We start from the raw sequence: 15,024 nt of genomic DNA, 5'->3' as shown, positions 1-15,024 counted from the left end.
TGCACTCGCCATGACACTGCATGGCCATGCGTGGGCTGTCGAGCCGTTCGTGCTGAAGGACATCCGCATCGAGGGCCTGCAGCGCACAGATGCTGGCGCAGTGTTTGCGGCGCTGCCCTTTCGCGTGGGCGACACCTACTCCGACGACAAGGGCGCTGCCGCATTGCGCGCGCTCTTCGCCACGGGACTCTTCAAGGATGTCCGACTGGAAGTCGATGGCGACGTGGTGGTGGTGGTGCTCGAAGAGCGACCCATCATCGCCAGCGTCGACTTCGCCGGCCTCAAGGAGTTCGACAAGGACGCGCTGCTCAAGGCGCTGAAGGACGTCGGCATCGGCGAGGGCAAGCCGTTCGACAAGGCGATGGCCGACCGTGCCGAGCAGGAGATCAAGCGCGAATACCTGACGCGCAGCCTCTACGGCGTGGAGGTCGTCACGACCATCACCCCGCAGGAACGCAACCGCGTCAACGTCACCTTCACCGTGACCGAGGGCGGCATTGCCAAGATCAAGGAAATCCGCATCACGGGCAACAAGGCTTTCTCGGAGAGCACGCTGCTCGGGCAGTTCGACCTCGATACCGGCGGCTGGCTGAGTTGGTACACCAAGTCGGACCGCTATTCCAGGGCCAAGCTCAATGCCGACCTCGAGACGCTGCGCGCCTACTACCTGAACCGCGGCTACCTCGAGTTCAACGTCGAGTCCACGCAGGTCGCTATTTCTCCCGACAAGCAGGACATCACGATCACCGTGAACGTGAACGAGGGCCAGCGATATACGGTCACCGGCGTCAAGCTGGAGGGCGAGTACTTCGGCAAGGAAGAGGAATTCAAGTCGCTGGTCACCATCCAGCCGGGGGAGGCCTATCGCGCCGAAGACGTGGCCACGACGAACCGCGCGTTCACCGACCGCTTTGCCAGCTTCGGCTATGCATTCGCGCGCATGGACTTCCGCCCCGAAATCGACCGCGAGACTGGCCGGGTCTCGGTGGTGCTGATTGCAGATCCTCAGCGGCGCGTGTACGTGCGGCGCATCAACGTGTCAGGCAACACCCGCACGCGCGACGAGGTGGTGCGGCGCGAGTTCCGTCAGTTCGAGTCAGCCTGGTACGACGGTCAGCGCATCAAGCTGTCGCGCGACCGGGTCGACCGGCTGGGCTACTTCAAGTCGGTGAACGTCGAGACCGAGGAAGTGCCCAACACGCTCGACCAGGTGGACCTGACCATCGTCGTCGAGGAAAAGCCCACGGGCAACCTGCAACTGGGTGCTGGCTTCTCCAGCGCCGAGAAGCTGTCGCTGTCGGGGTCGATCCGGCAGGAGAACGTGTTCGGCAGCGGCAACTACCTCGGCATCGAACTCAACACCAGCAAGTACAACCGCACCTTGGTCGTCAGCACGGTGGATCCGTACTTCACGATCGATGGCATCTCGCGGGCCTTCGACGTCTTCTACCGCACCAGCAAGCCGATCAACAGCCAGGGCGAAGAGTACGAACTGGTGACCCCCGGGGCTTCCGTGCGCTTCGGCGTGCCGTTCACCGAGCGCGACACGGTGTTCTTCGGCATTGGTCTGGAGCGCACCGAAATCAAGGCGGGCAGCTCCTTGCCCACGAACTACCGCGAATATCGCGACGAATTCGGCGCAGCGAGCACCAGCGTGCCGCTGACCCTTGGTTGGGCCCGGGACAGCCGGGACAGCGCGCTGGTTCCAAACGCGGGCCGCTACCAGCGCATCAACCTGGAGTGGGGGGTCGGCGGAGACACCCGCTACCTGCGCAGCAACCTGCAGTTCCAGCAGTACTGGCCACTGTCCAAGAAGTTCACCTTCGCGGTGAACGCCGAGTTCGGCTGGGGCCAGGGGCTCGGCGGGCGCCGGTACCCGATCTTCAAGAACTTCTACGGTGGCGGCCTCGGTACCGTTCGAGGCTTCGACCAAGGATCGCTCGGCCCTGTGGACAACGCCGGTGCCTACATAGGCGGTACGCGGCGGCTCAACATCAACAGCGAGCTCTACGTCCCCTTCCCGGGCGCAGGCAACGACCGGACCCTGCGCGTCTTTGGCTATGTCGACGCCGGCAACGTGTGGGGCGGCAGCGAAGAGGTCGTCAACCAGCATTGCTCGGGCATGAATTGGGAGTCGATACGGGCGTCGGCCGGCGTGGGCCTTAGCTGGGTCTCGCCGGTGGGGCCGCTGAAACTCAGCTATGGCGAGCCGGTAAAGTCTTGCTCCGGCGATAAAATCCAACGTTTCCAATTCCAGATCGGGACCGCGTTCTAATGAAAAGTTTCTCGTTGATCTCCGTGCTGGTTGCCGGAATGCTCGCCGCGTTCGTGCCCGCCGCGAACGCCCAGGAACTGAAGATCGGTTTCGTGAGCCGCGAGCGTGTGCTGCGCGACGCGGTGCCGGCCAAGGCCGCCCAGGCCAAGCTCGAGGCCGAGTTCGGCAAGCGCGAGAAAGAGCTGCTCGACATGCAGGCGCGCATCAAGGCCGCCGCCGACAAGCTCGAGAAAGAGGCGCCCACGCTGGCAGAGAGCGAGCGTTCGCGCCGTCAGCGCGATCTGGTCGAGCAGGACCGCGAATTCCAGCGCAAGCGCCGCGAATTCCAGGAAGACGCCAACCAGCGCAAGAACGAGGAGCTCGCCGGCCTCGTGGAGCGCGCTCAGAAGGTGATCAAGCAGATCGCCGACCAGGAAAAGTACGACCTGATCATCGAAGAGGCAGTGCATGTCAGCTCGCGGGTCGACATCACCGACAAGGTCATCAAGGCCCTCAACGCGTCGGGCGGGAAATAAACCCCCGGCAGATCCGGCTCAGTCAGTGTTCGAAGCCCGGCTCGGTGACATCGTTGCGGACCTGGGCGGTGAACTCCTCGGGCCGGCTGAACTCGCCATCACCCGCATCGGGCCGCTCGAGGGCGCCACGCCCTCGACGCTATCGTTCCTGGCCAATCCAAGGTACCGCTCGCAGCTTCAGGCGTCGCAGGCCGGCTGCGTGATCGTGGCGCCTTCCGTGCGCGACGAGGCCCTGCAACGCGGGGCGGCCATCGTCGCCGACGATCCCTACCTGTATTTCGCCCGGGCCACGCAGTGGTGGGCCCGCCGCACGCGGCCCGCTTCGCCGGCCGGGGTGCATCCGAGCGCAGTGGTCGACGCTACGGCGGTGCTGGGGGCCGGCGTGTCGATCGCGCCGCTGGCCGTGATCGAGGCAGGCGCCGTGATCGGCGACGGCGCGGAGATCGGCCCGCACACCGTGGTGGGTGCGCGCGCCCGTATCGGCGCCGGTTCGCGCCTGGCCGCCAATGTCACCTTCGGGGCCGACTGCACGCTGGGCGCGCGCTGCATCCTGCACGGCGGCGTGGTGATCGGCGCCGACGGCTTCGGCTTTGCGCCCACCCTCCACGGCTGGGAAAAGATCGAGCAACTGGGGGCGGTGCGCATCGGCGACGACGTCGAGATCGGCGCCAACACCTGCATCGATCGCGGCGCCCTCGACGACACCGTGATCGAAGACGGCGTGAAGCTCGACAACCTCATCCAGATCGGCCACAACGTGCGCATCGGCGCCCACACGGCCATGGCCGGCTGCGTGGCCGTGGCGGGCAGCACACGCATCGGGTCGCGCTGCACGATCGGCGGTGCCTCGAGCATCGTCGGGCACATCGAGCTGGTCGACGGCGTGCATGTGTCGGCCTGCACCCTCATCACACGCTCGATCCACCAGCCGGGCGTGTACAGCGGCGCCTTCCCCTTCGACGACAATAAGACCTGGGAAAAGAACGCAGCCACGCTGCGTCAGTTGCACACCATGCGTGAGCGCCTTCGAGCGCTCGAGAAGAAACAGTCATGAACTCGATGGACATCCACCAGATCCTCAAGAAGCTTCCTCACCGCTACCCGTTCTTGCTGGTGGACCGGGTGATCGAGATCGAGAAGGGCAAGCGCCTGCGCGCCCTGAAGAACGTCACCATGAACGAGCCGTTCTTCGTCGGCCACTTCCCCAAGCGGCCGGTGATGCCCGGCGTGCTGATGCTCGAAGCCATGGCACAGGCTGCGGCGTTGCTGTCGTTCGCCTCGCTCGACATGGAACTCGACGACAACTCGGTGTACTACTTCGCCGGTATCGACAACGCTCGCTTCAAGCGACCTGTGGAGCCGGGCGACCAGTTGATCCTCGACGTGACGCTCGACCGCATGAAGGCCGGCATCTTCAAGTTCGGCGGCCGTGCCCTGGTGGGTGAAGAGGTGGCCGCCGAGGCCGAGCTGATGTGCACGATGCGCAAGGTGTCGTGAGGTCGGGCGTGGCGAAGATCCATCCGACAGCGATGATCGATCCGAAGGCCGAGCTGGCTGCTTCGGTCGAGATCGGGCCGTATGCCGTCATCGGCGCCGGTGTGCGCATCGGTGAAGGCACCACGGTGGGCGCCCATTGCACGGTCGAGGGTCCCACCACGATCGGGCGCGACAACCGCATCTACCAGTTTGCTTCGCTCGGCGCCGCACCGCAGGACATGAAGTACCGCGGCGAGCCGACCGAGCTGCACATCGGCGATCGCAACACGATCCGCGAGTTCTGCACGTTCAACCGCGGCACCACACAGGATGCCGGGGTCACCCGCGTGGGTGACGACAACTGGGTGATGGCCTATGTGCATGTGGCCCACGACGTGCAGGTGGGCAACCGCACCATCCTCGCCAACAACGCCACGCTGGCGGGCCATGTGCACGTGGGCGACTGGGTCATCGTGGGCGGGCTGACCGGCGTGCACCAGTTCACCAAGATCGGCTCCCACGCGATGATCGGCTTCGCCAGTCATGTGTCGCAGGACGTGCCGCCTTTCATGATGGTGTCCGGCAACCCGCTCGGTGTGCACGGCTTCAACATCGAGGGGCTGCGTCGCCGCGGCTTTTCGGCCGAGCGCATCGCGCAGGTCAAGCAGATGCACCGCCTGCTGTACCGCAAGGGTCTCACGCTCGAGGAGGCCAAGGCCGGCATTGCTGCCATTGCGCACGAGCATGCCGAGGCCAAGGTCGACGTGGACCTCATGCTCGGTTTCCTGGCCGCTTCCACGCGCGGCATCGCGCGCTGATCGCCTGTTGCAGATGACGAGCACACCTCGTTTTGCGATGGTGGCGGGAGAAGCCTCGGGCGATCTGCTGGCCGGCCTGCTGCTGGGCGGCATGCGCCAACGCTGGCCTGAGCTGGGCAGCGCACAGCTTTTCGGCATTGGCGGCCCGCGCATGGCCGAGCAGGGCTTCAACGCCTGGTGGCCGCATGAGAAGCTGGCCGTTCGCGGCTACGTCGAAGTGCTGCGCCACTACCGCGAGATCGCCGGCATCCGCAAGCAGCTCGCACAGCGCCTGCTGGCCGAACCTCCGGACGCCTTCATCGGCGTGGATGCGCCCGACTTCAACCTCGATCTCGAAGCGCAGCTCAAGGCCCGCGGCATCAAGGCCATCCACTTCGTGTGCCCGTCGATCTGGGCCTGGCGCGGCAAGCGGGTCGAGAAGATCCGGCACAGCGCCGACCATGTGCTGTGCCTGTTCCCGTTCGAGCCGCAGTTGCTCGCGCAGCACGGCATCGCAGCCACCTACGTGGGCCACCCGCTCGCCGATGCCATCCCGATGGAGGTGGACAAGCCGGCGGCGCGGGCGGCGCTGGGCCTGGACGCCGCGTCTCCCGTGGTGGCCCTGCTGCCCGGCAGCCGCCGCAGCGAAATCCATTACATCGCGCCGCGGTTCGTGCAGGCGGCGGCCCTCATGCATCGGCAGCGCCCGGACGTGAAGTTCATCCTGCCGGCCATCCCGTCGCTCAAGGCGGTGGTGGAGCCGATGTTGCGCGAGTTCGCGCCGGGTGTGCCGATCCAGCTGCTGGACGGCCGTTCTCACGAAGCCCTGGCTGCCTGCGACGTGACCCTCATCGCCAGCGGCACGGCCACGCTCGAAGCCGCGCTGTTCAAGCGTCCCATGGTCATCGCCTACAACATGCACTTCCTGAGCTGGCAGCTGATGAAGCGCATGGGCTACCAGCCGTGGGTGGGCCTGCCCAACATCCTTTGCCGGGAGTTCGTCGTGCCCGAGCTGCTGCAAGGCGCCGCTTCGCCCGAAGCGCTGGCACGCGAGACGCTGCGCTGGCTGGACGACCGCAACCGTTACGAGCAAACTCAGGCCCGTTTCGTAGAACTCCACCACATGCTCAAGCGCGACACGGCGCGCTGTGCCACCGATGCGATCGCGCAAGTCATCGAACAAGCCTGAGCAGATTGCGCTGCACTTCGACGTGCCGGGACTCGTGGCCGGGGTGGACGAAGCCGGCCGGGGGCCGCTGGCCGGCCCGGTGGTGGCCGCCGCGGTGATCCTCGACGACCTGAAGCCCGTCAAGGGGCTGGCCGACTCGAAGGTGCTCACGGCCAAGGCGCGCGACCGCCTTTATGACGAGATCCGCGCCAAGGCGCTGTGCTGCAGCATCGCTGAAGCGAGCGTCGAGGAGATCGACCAGATCAACATCCTGCAAGCCACCATGCTTGCGATGCGCCGCGCGGTGGAGGGCCTGCGGCTCAAGCCGGCCAAAGTGCTGGTCGACGGCAACCGGCTGCCGGTGCTCAAGGTGACGGCCGAGGCCATCGTGAAGGGCGACGCGACCGTGGCCGCCATTTCGGCGGCTTCCATCCTGGCCAAGGTGCATCGCGACAGGCTCTGCCTTCAACTGCACGAGCTGCATCCGCAATACGGCTTTGCCGAGCACAAGGGCTACAGCACGCCGGAGCATCTGGCCGCCTTGCGCGCCCACGGTGCCTGTGCCGTGCACCGGCGCAGCTTCGCACCGGTGCGCGAGGCGCTCGAGGGTGTCGCCGTGGCGCAAACCGTGGCAACGGCCTGATGGACGGCAAGGTCACGTTCATCAGCTCGCGCGACAACCCGCTGGTCCAGCGGGTCCGCAAGCTGGCGCAGGACCCAGGTGCCTACCGCAAGCTCGGCGAGGTGTGGCTCGAAGGCGAACACCTCTGCGAGGCTGCCGTTTCGCGCGGGCGGCCCGTTGCGCAGGCGGTCATTGCCGAAGCCGCCTGGGCCCAGCCGGTGCTTTCCCGCCTCGCGCAGCATGCAAGGCGCGTCGCCGTGGTGAGCGACAACCTCTTCAAGGCCGTGAGCGGGCTGGAGTCGCCGGCGTCGATCGGCTTCCTGATGGCCTGGGACACTCCGCCCAGCCCGACGCCGGGCGTGCCCACCGTGGTGCTCGACCGGCTGCAGGACGCCGGCAACGTCGGCACGATCCTTCGCAGCGCGGCCGCCCTCGGTGTGGCGCAGGTGGTTGCCCTCAAGGGCACCGCGGCGCTGTGGTCGCCCAAGGTGTTGCGCGCCGGCATGGGCGCGCATTTCGCGCTGCAGCTCGTCGAGGCAGCACAAGCGGCAGACCTCGCTGCTGCGCTGCAGCTGCCGCTGGTGGCGACCAGTTCACATGCCAGCGCCGAGCTGCACGCCACCCGCCTGCCGGACCCTTGCGCCTGGGTGCTGGGTCATGAAGGTCAGGGCGTGGACGCGGCATTGATGGCGCAGTGCCAACTGGTGCTGCGCATCCCGCAACCGGGCGGCGAGGAGTCGCTCAACGTGGGTTCGGCGGCGGCGATCTGCCTGTACGAGTCGCTGCGCCAGCGACTGGCGCAACCGCCGGCGGCTCAGTAGATCAGCCGGTCCGGGCGGATGTCGCGCAGGATGGTCGTCGCGATCTCCTCGATCGACTTGTGCGTGGACGACAGCCACGAGATCCCGTCGCGCTTCATCATGCGCTCGGCTTCGTTCACCTCGTAGCGGCAGTTCTCGATGCTGGCGTACTTGCTGCCCGGCCGCCGCTCGTTGCGGATCGAGCTCAGCCGTTCGGGGTCGATGGTGAGGCCGAAGCACTTCTTCTTGTGCGGCGCCAGCGAAGAGGGCAGGTGACCGCGCTCGAAGTCCTCGGGAATGAGCGGATAGTTGGCCGCCTTGATGCCGTGCTGCATGGCCAGGTAGAGCGAGGTGGGCGTCTTGCCGCTGCGGCTCACGCCGACCAGGATCACCTCGGCCTGCTCGAGGTTGCGGGCCGACTGGCCGTCGTCATGGGCGAGCGAGAAGTTGATGGCCTCGATGCGGTTGTCGTACTCCTGGCTCTTGGCGATGTCCGAGAAACGGCCGACGCGGTGGTTGGACTTCACGCCCAGTTCCAGCTCCAGCGGCTCGATGAAGGTCTTGAACATGTCGAGCACCAGGCCCCTGCAGTGCTCGGTGACGATGCCCAGCACGTCGTCGTTGACCAGGGTGATGAAGACGATGGGCTTGCGGCCCTCGCGCTCGGCGGTTTCGTTGATCTCGCGCACCACCTGATGCGCCTTGTCGACTGTGTCGATGAATGGGCGGCGCACATGCCGCGGCTTGCCGGAGAACTGGTTGAGGATGGAGTTACCGAAGGTTTCGGCCGTGATGCCGGTGCCGTCTGAGACAAAAAACACGGTGCGGTTGGGCATGGCGTTGACATGAAGGGGTGGCGCGCCTGCCCATCGTACCCGGCCAACCCGTAGAATCCGCCTCAATTTCTCGCGATTACAGCCCCCTGATGCACCTGCCCACCCCACAACCAGAATCGACAAAGCGTCGTGGGCCGGTTGCCGTCTCCCAGGGCCCCGACGACGCGGGAGCACCGGTTTTTCATCATCACGGAGCTTTCCCATGTCTTCCCGCTTTGAGGCGACCGCCCTGGTCGTACCGTTTGAAAACCTGAGGATGACCGACGTCGAGGCGGTGGGTGGCAAGAACGCCAGCCTCGGCGAAATGATCTCGCAGCTCGCCGCTTCCGGCGTGCGCGTGCCCGGCGGGTTTGCCACCACCGCCCACGCCTTCCGCGAGTTCCTGAAGCACGGCGGCCTGACCGAGCGCATCAACAAGCGCCTGGCCACGCTCAACACCGACGACGTCCGCGCGTTGGCCGAGGCCGGTGCCGAGATCCGCGGCTGGGTCGAGGCGCAGCCGTTCCCGGCCGACCTCGAGGCGGCCATCCGCGCCGAGTTCGCCAAGCTCACCGCGGGCAACACCAGCGCCTCGTTCGCAGTGCGCTCGTCGGCCACCGCCGAAGACCTGCCCGATGCCAGCTTCGCCGGCCAGCAGGAGACCTTCCTCAACGTGGTGGGCATCGAGGAGGTGCTGCACAAGATGAAGGAGGTGTTCGCCTCCCTCTACAACGACCGCGCCATCAGCTACCGGGTGCACAAGGGCTTCGCGCACAGCGACGTGGCGCTGTCGGCCGGCGTGCAGCGCATGGTGCGCTCCGATCTCGGTGCCGCCGGCGTGATGTTCACCATCGACACCGAGTCGGGCTTCAAGGACGTGGTGTTCATCACCGCCAGCTACGGGCTGGGCGAGACCGTGGTGCAAGGCGCGGTGAACCCCGACGAGTTCTACGTGCACAAGCCGGCGCTCAAGAACGGCAAGCTGGCGATCATCCGCCGCAACCTGGGCTCCAAGCTCATCAAGATGGAGTTCAGCAGCGCCGACGAAAAGGCCGCCACCGGCAAGCTGGTGAAGACGGTGGACACCGCGCCGGAGCTGCGCAACCGCTACTCGCTGACCGACGCCGACGTGACCGAGCTGGCCCGGTACGCGCTCATCATCGAGCAGCACTACGGCCGTCCGATGGACATCGAATGGGGCAAGGACGGCGGCGACGGGCAGCTCTACATCCTGCAGGCCCGCCCTGAGACGGTGAAGAGCCAAGCCGAGGGCAAGGCCGAACACCGCTACAAGCTCAAGGGGCAGGGCACCGTGCTGGCCGAAGGCCGCGCCATTGGCCAGAAGATCGGCACCGGCCCGGTGCGCCTCGTGCACAGCATCGCCGAGATGGAGCGGGTGCAGCCCGGTGACGTGCTGGTGACCGACATGACCGACCCGAACTGGGAACCGGTGATGAAGCGCGCCTCGGCCATCGTCACCAACCGCGGCGGCCGCACCTGCCATGCGGCCATCATTGCCCGCGAGCTGGGCATCCCGGCGGTGGTGGGCTGCGGCGACGCCACCGAAGTGCTGAAGGACGGTGCGCTGGTCACCGTGGCCTGTTCCGAGGGCGACACCGGCTACATCTACGACGGGCTGCTCGAGACCGAAGTCACCGAGGTGCAGCGGGGCGAACTGCCTTACTGCCCGGTGAAGATCATGATGAACGTGGGCAACCCGCAGCTCGCCTTCGACTTCGCGCAGATGCCCAACTCCGGTGTCGGCCTTGCGCGGCTCGAGTTCATCATCAACAACAACATCGGCGTTCACCCGAAGGCCATCCTCGACTATCCGAATGTCGATGCCGACCTGAAGAAGGCGGTGGAATCGGTGGCGCGCGGGCATGCGTCGCCGCGTGCGTTCTACGTGGACAAGCTGGCCGAAGGCATTGCCACCATCGCGGCGGCGTTCTGGCCCAAGCCGGTGATCGTGCGCCTGTCGGACTTCAAGTCCAACGAGTACCGCAAGCTGATCGGCGGCTCGCGCTACGAGCCGGACGAAGAGAACCCGATGCTGGGCTTCCGCGGCGCCTCGCGCTACGTCAGCGCCGACTTCTCCGAAGCGTTCGCGATGGAGTGCGAGGCCCTCAAGCGGGTGCGCAACGACATGGGCCTCACCAACGTCGAGATCATGGTGCCCTTCGTGCGCACCATCAAGCAGGCCGCACGCGTGACCGAGATGCTGGCCGAGCGTGGGCTGAAGCGCGGCCAGGAAGGCCTGCGCGTCATCATGATGTGCGAAGTGCCCAGCAACGCGATCCTGGCCGACCAGTTCCTCGAGCACTTCGACGGCATGTCGATCGGCTCGAACGACCTGACCCAGCTCACCCTGGGCCTGGACCGCGATTCCGGCCTGGAGCTGCTGGCGGCGGACTTCGACGAGCGCGACCCGGCGGTCAGGGCCATGATCTCTCGCGCCATCACCGCGTGCCGCGCCGTCGGCAAGTACATCGGCATCTGCGGCCAGGGGCCCAGCGACCATCCCGACTTCGCCGACTGGCTGGCACAGGAAGGCATCGTGTCCATCTCGCTGAACCCCGACACCGTGGTCGAGACCTGGCAGCGCCTGGCCAGGCGCTAGCCCTGTGCCCCAGGCCGTGACAGGGTTCGCTCTAGTCGCGGCTGATGGCCGCCCTTCACACAATCGTGGCCTTGGCGATGGAGGCGTGATGGGCGGCAGCGGGGTGGTCTCGAAGGGCAGATGGCCGGCATGAGCGATCCTGCCGAGACGCCGCATGCGTTCAAGCGTCGGCTCGATCGGCGCTACGGGCTCTACACGCTGGGTGTCGTGCTCTTCATCGGCGCGCTGGCGGTGCTCGAAAGCACGGGCTGGCCGCGCAGCTGGATAGGCACCACCTTCCTGATCGCCACGGTGGCGATTTACGCCGTCATCGGGCTGGCCAGCCGCACCACCGACGAAACCGAGTACTACGTCGCCGGGAGGCGCGTGCCGGCCATGTACAACGGCATGGCGACCGCGGCCGACTGGATGTCGGCCGCCTCGTTCATCGGGACCGCCGGCGTGCTGTATCTGCAGGGGTTCGGCGGCCTGGCCTACATCCTCGGCTGGACCGGCGGCTACTGCCTGGTGGCGCTGTTGCTCGCTCCCTACCTGAGGCGCTTCGGCCAGTTCACCGTGCCCGAGTTCCTGGGGGCGCGCTATGGCGGCGTGATGCCGCGCCTGGTGGGTGCCGCGGCTGCGGTGATGGTGTCGTTCGTCTACGTGGTGGTGCAGATCTACGGCGTGGGACTCATCACGTCGCACCTCACCGGCTTCAACTTCGAGATCGGCATCTTCGTGGGCCTCGGCGGCGTGCTGGTGTGCTCGTTTCTCGGCGGCATGCGGGCCGTGACCTGGACGCAAGTCGCGCAGTACATCATTCTCATCGTGGCCTACCTCATACCCGTGGTGTGGCTGTCGGCCCAGCAGACCGGCAACCCGGTGGCGGTGGTGGCCTATGCGCAGCAGCTGGCCAAGGTGAGCGAGCGCGAGCAGGCGCTCAAGGTGGATGCGGGCGAGCAGGCGGTCATCGAGCATTTTGCGAGGCAGGCCGAAGACGCCCGGCGCAAGCTGGCCGACGTGCCGGCCGGCATGGCCGAGGACGCGAGGGCGCTGGCAAAGCAGGTGGCAGAACTCAAGGCGGCCGACGCGCCGCTTGCGCGCATTCAGCAGGCCGAGCGCAGGCTGGCGGCGCTGCCGCGTACCGAGGAGGCGGCCCGGTTGGCCTATGAGCAAGCGTTGCTGCATTCGCAGCGGCGCGCGCAGCCGCTGGGCGGCATGCCGCCACAGGCCCAGCCCTACGCGGCGGGCGACCCGTCGGGCACCCCGGAGCAGCGGCAGGCCTTCGAGCACTCGCGCCGCAATTTCCTGGCGCTGGTGTTCTGCCTCATGGTGGGGACGGCCGCCATGCCGCACATCCTGATGCGCTACTACACCACGCCCAGCGCTTCGCAGGCGCGCACCTCGGTGGCATGGACGCTGTTCTTCATCGCGCTGCTATACGTTGCCGCCCCGGCCCTGGCAGTGATGGTGAAGTACGAGGTGTTCTCCAACCTGGTGGGCTTGCCGTACGACGAGCTGCCGGCGTGGCTGCGGCGCTGGTCCAAGCTCAACCCTTCGCTGGTGTCGGCCGAAGACGTCAACGCCGACGGCTTGCTGCAGCTGGGCGAGCTGCACCTGGGCGTCGACGTCATCGTGCTGGCAGCGCCCGAGATCGGCGGCATGCCCTTCGTGGTGACCTACCTGGTCGCTGCCGGCGGGCTGGCGGCAGCGCTTTCCACGGCAGACGGCCTGCTGCTCACCACCGCCAACGCGCTCTCGCACGACCTGTACTACCGCATCATCAACCCGGCCGCTTCGGCGATCCGCCGCGTCATGCTGTCGAAAGTGCTGGTGCTCATGGTGGCGCTGCTGGGCGCGTATGTGGCGTCGCTGCGCATCGCCGACATCCTGCAGTTCGTGTCGGCGGCGTTTTCGCTGGCTGCTGCGGCGTTCTTCCCGGCCTTGGTGCTGGGCATCTTCTGGCCACGGGCCAATCGGGCGGGCGCCACTGCCGGCATGCTGGCCGGCATGGCCGTGTGCCTCTACTACATGGTCACCAACATCCCGCTGTTGCGCAGCCTGTTCGGCGTGACCCGCCCCTTGCTCGACTGCCGCTGGTGGGGCGTGGACCCGGTCGCAGCCGGGGTCTTTGGCGTCCCCGCAGGCTTGCTCACGGTCGCGCTGGTGAGCCTCCTCACGCCCAGGCCCGCCTCGGCCCAGCGCGAGCTGCTGGACCAGGTCCGCTACCCCAACGGGTGAGGGTCGGTGCCTGCCCGATCCCTGCTATACTCGCGGGCTTTCCCTTGCCGCACCCGGTTCAGTTGACGCTACGGGGCGGCTTCCTCGCCGGGCCTCCCGGCGGAATCCACAAGGAGTTCACATGCGTCATTACGAAATCGTGTTGCTGATCCATCCGGATCAAAGCGAGCAGGTTCCGGCCATGCTGGAGCGCTACAAGGGTGTCGTCACCGCCGCCGGCGGCAAGGTGCACCGTGTCGAAGACTGGGGCCGCCGCCAGCTGGCCTACATGATCGCCAAGCTCGCGAAGGCTCACTACCTGTGCTTGAACATCGAGTGCAGCAACGAAACCCTGGCAGAGCTGGAGACCGGCTTCCGCTTCAACGACGCCGTGCTGCGCCACCTCACGGTGCAAAAGAGCAAGGCCGAGACCCAGCCGTCGGTGATGATGCGCCAGGTCGAGAAGGAAGAAGCCAAGAAGGCACAGCAGGAGTTCAACGCGGCCTGATGACGCCGCGCCCGGACGTCTGCCTGCCCGCCTGCTGCCCGAGCCTGCGATGAATCGCGTGGTGATGACGGCGCAAGTGGTCGAGCGGCGTGCCATGCGCTACACCCCCGCCGGCCTGCCGGCCCTGGACTTGAGCCTGAAGCACGAGTCCGAGGTCACTGAAGCCGGGCGCCCGCGCAAGGTCTCGGTCGAGATCCGCGCAGTCGGCATCGGGGCGGTGGCCGAGCAACTGCAGAAGCTCGCCGTCGGTTCGACGGCAGGTTTCGCGGGGTTCCTCGGCTCGCAGCGCAACGGCAAGGGCGTGCTGTTTCACGTCACTGAACTCGAACCCATTTGATTCGGATCTAGGAATTCAGGAGCTCAACATGGCCCCACCCCGTGGAAAAGGTCGTTTCAACAAGGACCGCAAGACCAAGCGCAACCAGCAGTCGCTGCTGTTCCGCCGCAAGCGCTTCTGCCGCTTCACGGTCGCCGGTGTCGAAGAGATCGACTACAAGGACATCGACACGCTGCGTGACTTCATTGCCGAGAACGGCAAGATCATCCCGGCCCGCCTGACCGGCACCCGCGCGATCTACCAGCGTCAGCTGTCCACCTGCATCAAGCGCGCCCGCTATCTGGCGCTGCTGCCGTACAGCGACCAGCACAAGGTCTAAGAGGAGCAAGACGACATGCAAGTGATCCTGCTCGAGAAAGTCGCCAACCTGGGCAACCTGGGCGACGTGGTGAAGGTGAAGGACGGCTTTGCCCGCAACTTCCTGATCCCCACCGGCTCCGCCCGCCGTGCCACTGAAGCCGCCATCAAGGAGTTCGAAGCGAAGCGCGCCGAACTCGAGAAGGCCCAGGCCGACAAGCTGACTGCCGCTCAGTCCCAAGGCGAGAAGCTCGCCGGCAAGACGGTCTCCATCACCCAGAAGGCTGGGGTCGATGGCCGCCTGTTCGGCTCCGTCACCAACTTCGACATCGCCGAAGGCCTGAAGAAGCTCGGCTTCGAGGTGGTGAAGTCGCAGGTGCGCCTGCCCAACGGCCCGCTGAAGGTTGTGGGCGACCATGCCGTGTCCGTGGCTCTGCACACCGACGTGGTTGTGGACATCACTGTCACGGTGGTGGGTGAGACCGACTAAGACGAGTCATCGTCCTGCGTCGACAAGGCCGGTTTCGACCGGCCTTTTCATTTTTTGTGCACAAGTTTTCCCGAGCTTTCCACCGGCCATCCACAAGATCTCCCA

At 66.4% G+C, this 15,024-nt stretch carries 15 protein-coding genes; 14 read left to right on the top strand and 1 reads right to left on the bottom strand.

Annotation, left to right across the window (positions count from 1 at the left end):
* The first annotated feature begins 10 nt into the window (after window positions 1–10).
* Genes bamA through E8D38_RS00755 form a run of 8 tightly spaced genes read left to right on the top strand, consistent with a single transcriptional unit; the run spans window position 11 to window position 7,674 of the window.
* Entirely contained in the window at window positions 11–2,275 is a 2,265-nt protein-coding gene (gene bamA / locus E8D38_RS00790) for an outer membrane protein assembly factor BamA (protein WP_140625808.1), read from the top strand.
* On the top strand, window positions 2,275–2,790 hold the full coding sequence (locus tag E8D38_RS00785) for an OmpH/Skp family outer membrane protein (protein WP_140625807.1): 516 nt from the start codon (window positions 2,275–2,277) through the stop codon (window positions 2,788–2,790). The genes bamA and E8D38_RS00785 overlap by 1 nt, the downstream gene beginning before the upstream one ends.
* Window positions 2,791–2,815: 25 nt before the next feature.
* On the top strand, window positions 2,816–3,844 hold the full coding sequence (gene lpxD, locus E8D38_RS00780) for a UDP-3-O-(3-hydroxymyristoyl)glucosamine N-acyltransferase (protein ID WP_246099289.1): 1,029 nt from the start codon (window positions 2,816–2,818) through the stop codon (window positions 3,842–3,844).
* Complete coding sequence (gene fabZ / locus E8D38_RS00775) at window positions 3,841–4,287, top strand: 3-hydroxyacyl-ACP dehydratase FabZ (RefSeq protein WP_181178875.1); 447 nt, start codon at window positions 3,841–3,843, stop codon at window positions 4,285–4,287. The genes lpxD and fabZ overlap by 4 nt, the downstream gene beginning before the upstream one ends.
* An 8-nt stretch (window positions 4,288–4,295) precedes the next feature.
* The gene (gene lpxA / locus E8D38_RS00770; RefSeq protein WP_140625805.1) at window positions 4,296–5,084 is read left to right on the top strand and encodes an acyl-ACP--UDP-N-acetylglucosamine O-acyltransferase; all 789 of its coding nucleotides are present in this window, start codon (window positions 4,296–4,298) and stop codon (window positions 5,082–5,084) included.
* Window positions 5,085–5,097: 13 nt separating this feature from the next.
* Window positions 5,098–6,252 carry a lipid-A-disaccharide synthase gene (gene lpxB, locus E8D38_RS00765; protein ID WP_246099288.1) on the top strand — a complete coding sequence of 385 codons (1,155 nt, stop codon included), beginning with the start codon at window positions 5,098–5,100 and terminating at the stop codon, window positions 6,250–6,252.
* Window positions 6,221–6,874: a ribonuclease HII gene (rnhB, locus tag E8D38_RS00760; protein WP_140625804.1), complete on the top strand. Its 654-nt coding sequence runs from the start codon at window positions 6,221–6,223 to the stop codon at window positions 6,872–6,874. The genes lpxB and rnhB overlap by 32 nt, the downstream gene beginning before the upstream one ends.
* Window positions 6,874–7,674 carry a TrmH family RNA methyltransferase gene (locus E8D38_RS00755; RefSeq protein WP_140625803.1) on the top strand — a complete coding sequence of 267 codons (801 nt, stop codon included), beginning with the start codon at window positions 6,874–6,876 and terminating at the stop codon, window positions 7,672–7,674. The genes rnhB and E8D38_RS00755 overlap by 1 nt, the downstream gene beginning before the upstream one ends.
* On the opposite strand, the gene ppsR is transcribed toward E8D38_RS00755, so the two are convergent.
* Window positions 7,668–8,489 carry a posphoenolpyruvate synthetase regulatory kinase/phosphorylase PpsR gene (ppsR, locus tag E8D38_RS00750; RefSeq protein WP_140625802.1) on the bottom strand — a complete coding sequence of 274 codons (822 nt, stop codon included), beginning with the start codon at window positions 8,487–8,489 and terminating at the stop codon, window positions 7,668–7,670. The genes E8D38_RS00755 and ppsR overlap by 7 nt on opposite strands.
* A 202-nt stretch (window positions 8,490–8,691) precedes the next feature.
* On the opposite strand from ppsR, the gene ppsA reads away from it, so the two are divergent.
* The 6 genes from ppsA to rplI all read left to right on the top strand — a co-directional run bounded on the left by ppsA (window position 8,692) and on the right by rplI (window position 14,919).
* Window positions 8,692–11,088 (top strand): phosphoenolpyruvate synthase, encoded by a 2,397-nt coding sequence (ppsA, locus tag E8D38_RS00745; protein WP_140625801.1) that lies wholly within the window; start codon window positions 8,692–8,694, stop codon window positions 11,086–11,088.
* A 120-nt stretch (window positions 11,089–11,208) separates the two neighbouring features.
* Window positions 11,209–13,308, top strand: a complete 2,100-nt coding sequence (locus E8D38_RS00740) for a sodium:solute symporter family protein (protein WP_425462735.1) — start codon at window positions 11,209–11,211, stop codon at window positions 13,306–13,308.
* 121 nt (window positions 13,309–13,429) lie between these two features.
* Window positions 13,430–13,795, top strand: coding sequence for a 30S ribosomal protein S6 (rpsF, locus tag E8D38_RS00735; protein ID WP_140625799.1), 366 nt, complete (start codon window positions 13,430–13,432; stop codon window positions 13,793–13,795).
* Between the two features lie 49 nt (window positions 13,796–13,844).
* Complete coding sequence (gene priB / locus E8D38_RS00730) at window positions 13,845–14,132, top strand: primosomal replication protein N (RefSeq protein WP_140625798.1); 288 nt, start codon at window positions 13,845–13,847, stop codon at window positions 14,130–14,132.
* Window positions 14,133–14,160: 28 nt separating this feature from the next.
* Window positions 14,161–14,451, top strand: a complete 291-nt coding sequence (rpsR, locus tag E8D38_RS00725) for a 30S ribosomal protein S18 (RefSeq protein WP_140625797.1) — start codon at window positions 14,161–14,163, stop codon at window positions 14,449–14,451.
* A gap of 15 nt (window positions 14,452–14,466) precedes the next feature.
* Window positions 14,467–14,919: a 50S ribosomal protein L9 gene (rplI, locus tag E8D38_RS00720; protein ID WP_140625796.1), complete on the top strand. Its 453-nt coding sequence runs from the start codon at window positions 14,467–14,469 to the stop codon at window positions 14,917–14,919.
* The last annotated feature ends 105 nt before the right edge of the window (window positions 14,920–15,024 follow it).

Origin of the sequence: Methylibium rhizosphaerae (genome assembly GCF_006386545.1) — a bacterium.
Lineage (GTDB): Bacteria > Pseudomonadota > Gammaproteobacteria > Burkholderiales > Burkholderiaceae_C > Pseudorivibacter > Pseudorivibacter rhizosphaerae.
Note: the sequence above shows the minus strand (reverse complement) of the source record. Positions and strands in the feature narration are given on the sequence as shown.

Coding starts and splice junctions, on each gene's coding strand:
- bamA (WP_140625808.1), top strand. CDS start 11: ATGACACTGCATGGCCATGCGTGGGCTGTCGAGCCGTTCGTGCTGAAG.
- E8D38_RS00785 (WP_140625807.1), top strand. CDS start 2,275: ATGAAAAGTTTCTCGTTGATCTCCGTGCTGGTTGCCGGAATGCTCGCC.
- fabZ (WP_181178875.1), top strand. CDS start 3,841: ATGAACTCGATGGACATCCACCAGATCCTCAAGAAGCTTCCTCACCGC.
- lpxB (WP_246099288.1), top strand. CDS start 5,098: ATGACGAGCACACCTCGTTTTGCGATGGTGGCGGGAGAAGCCTCGGGC.
- rnhB (WP_140625804.1), top strand. CDS start 6,221: ATGCGATCGCGCAAGTCATCGAACAAGCCTGAGCAGATTGCGCTGCAC.
- E8D38_RS00755 (WP_140625803.1), top strand. CDS start 6,874: ATGGACGGCAAGGTCACGTTCATCAGCTCGCGCGACAACCCGCTGGTC.
- ppsR (WP_140625802.1), bottom strand. CDS start 8,489: ATGCCCAACCGCACCGTGTTTTTTGTCTCAGACGGCACCGGCATCACG.
- ppsA (WP_140625801.1), top strand. CDS start 8,692: ATGTCTTCCCGCTTTGAGGCGACCGCCCTGGTCGTACCGTTTGAAAAC.
- E8D38_RS00740 (WP_425462735.1), top strand. CDS start 11,209: ATGGCCGGCATGAGCGATCCTGCCGAGACGCCGCATGCGTTCAAGCGT.
- rpsF (WP_140625799.1), top strand. CDS start 13,430: ATGCGTCATTACGAAATCGTGTTGCTGATCCATCCGGATCAAAGCGAG.
- priB (WP_140625798.1), top strand. CDS start 13,845: ATGAATCGCGTGGTGATGACGGCGCAAGTGGTCGAGCGGCGTGCCATG.
- rpsR (WP_140625797.1), top strand. CDS start 14,161: ATGGCCCCACCCCGTGGAAAAGGTCGTTTCAACAAGGACCGCAAGACC.
- rplI (WP_140625796.1), top strand. CDS start 14,467: ATGCAAGTGATCCTGCTCGAGAAAGTCGCCAACCTGGGCAACCTGGGC.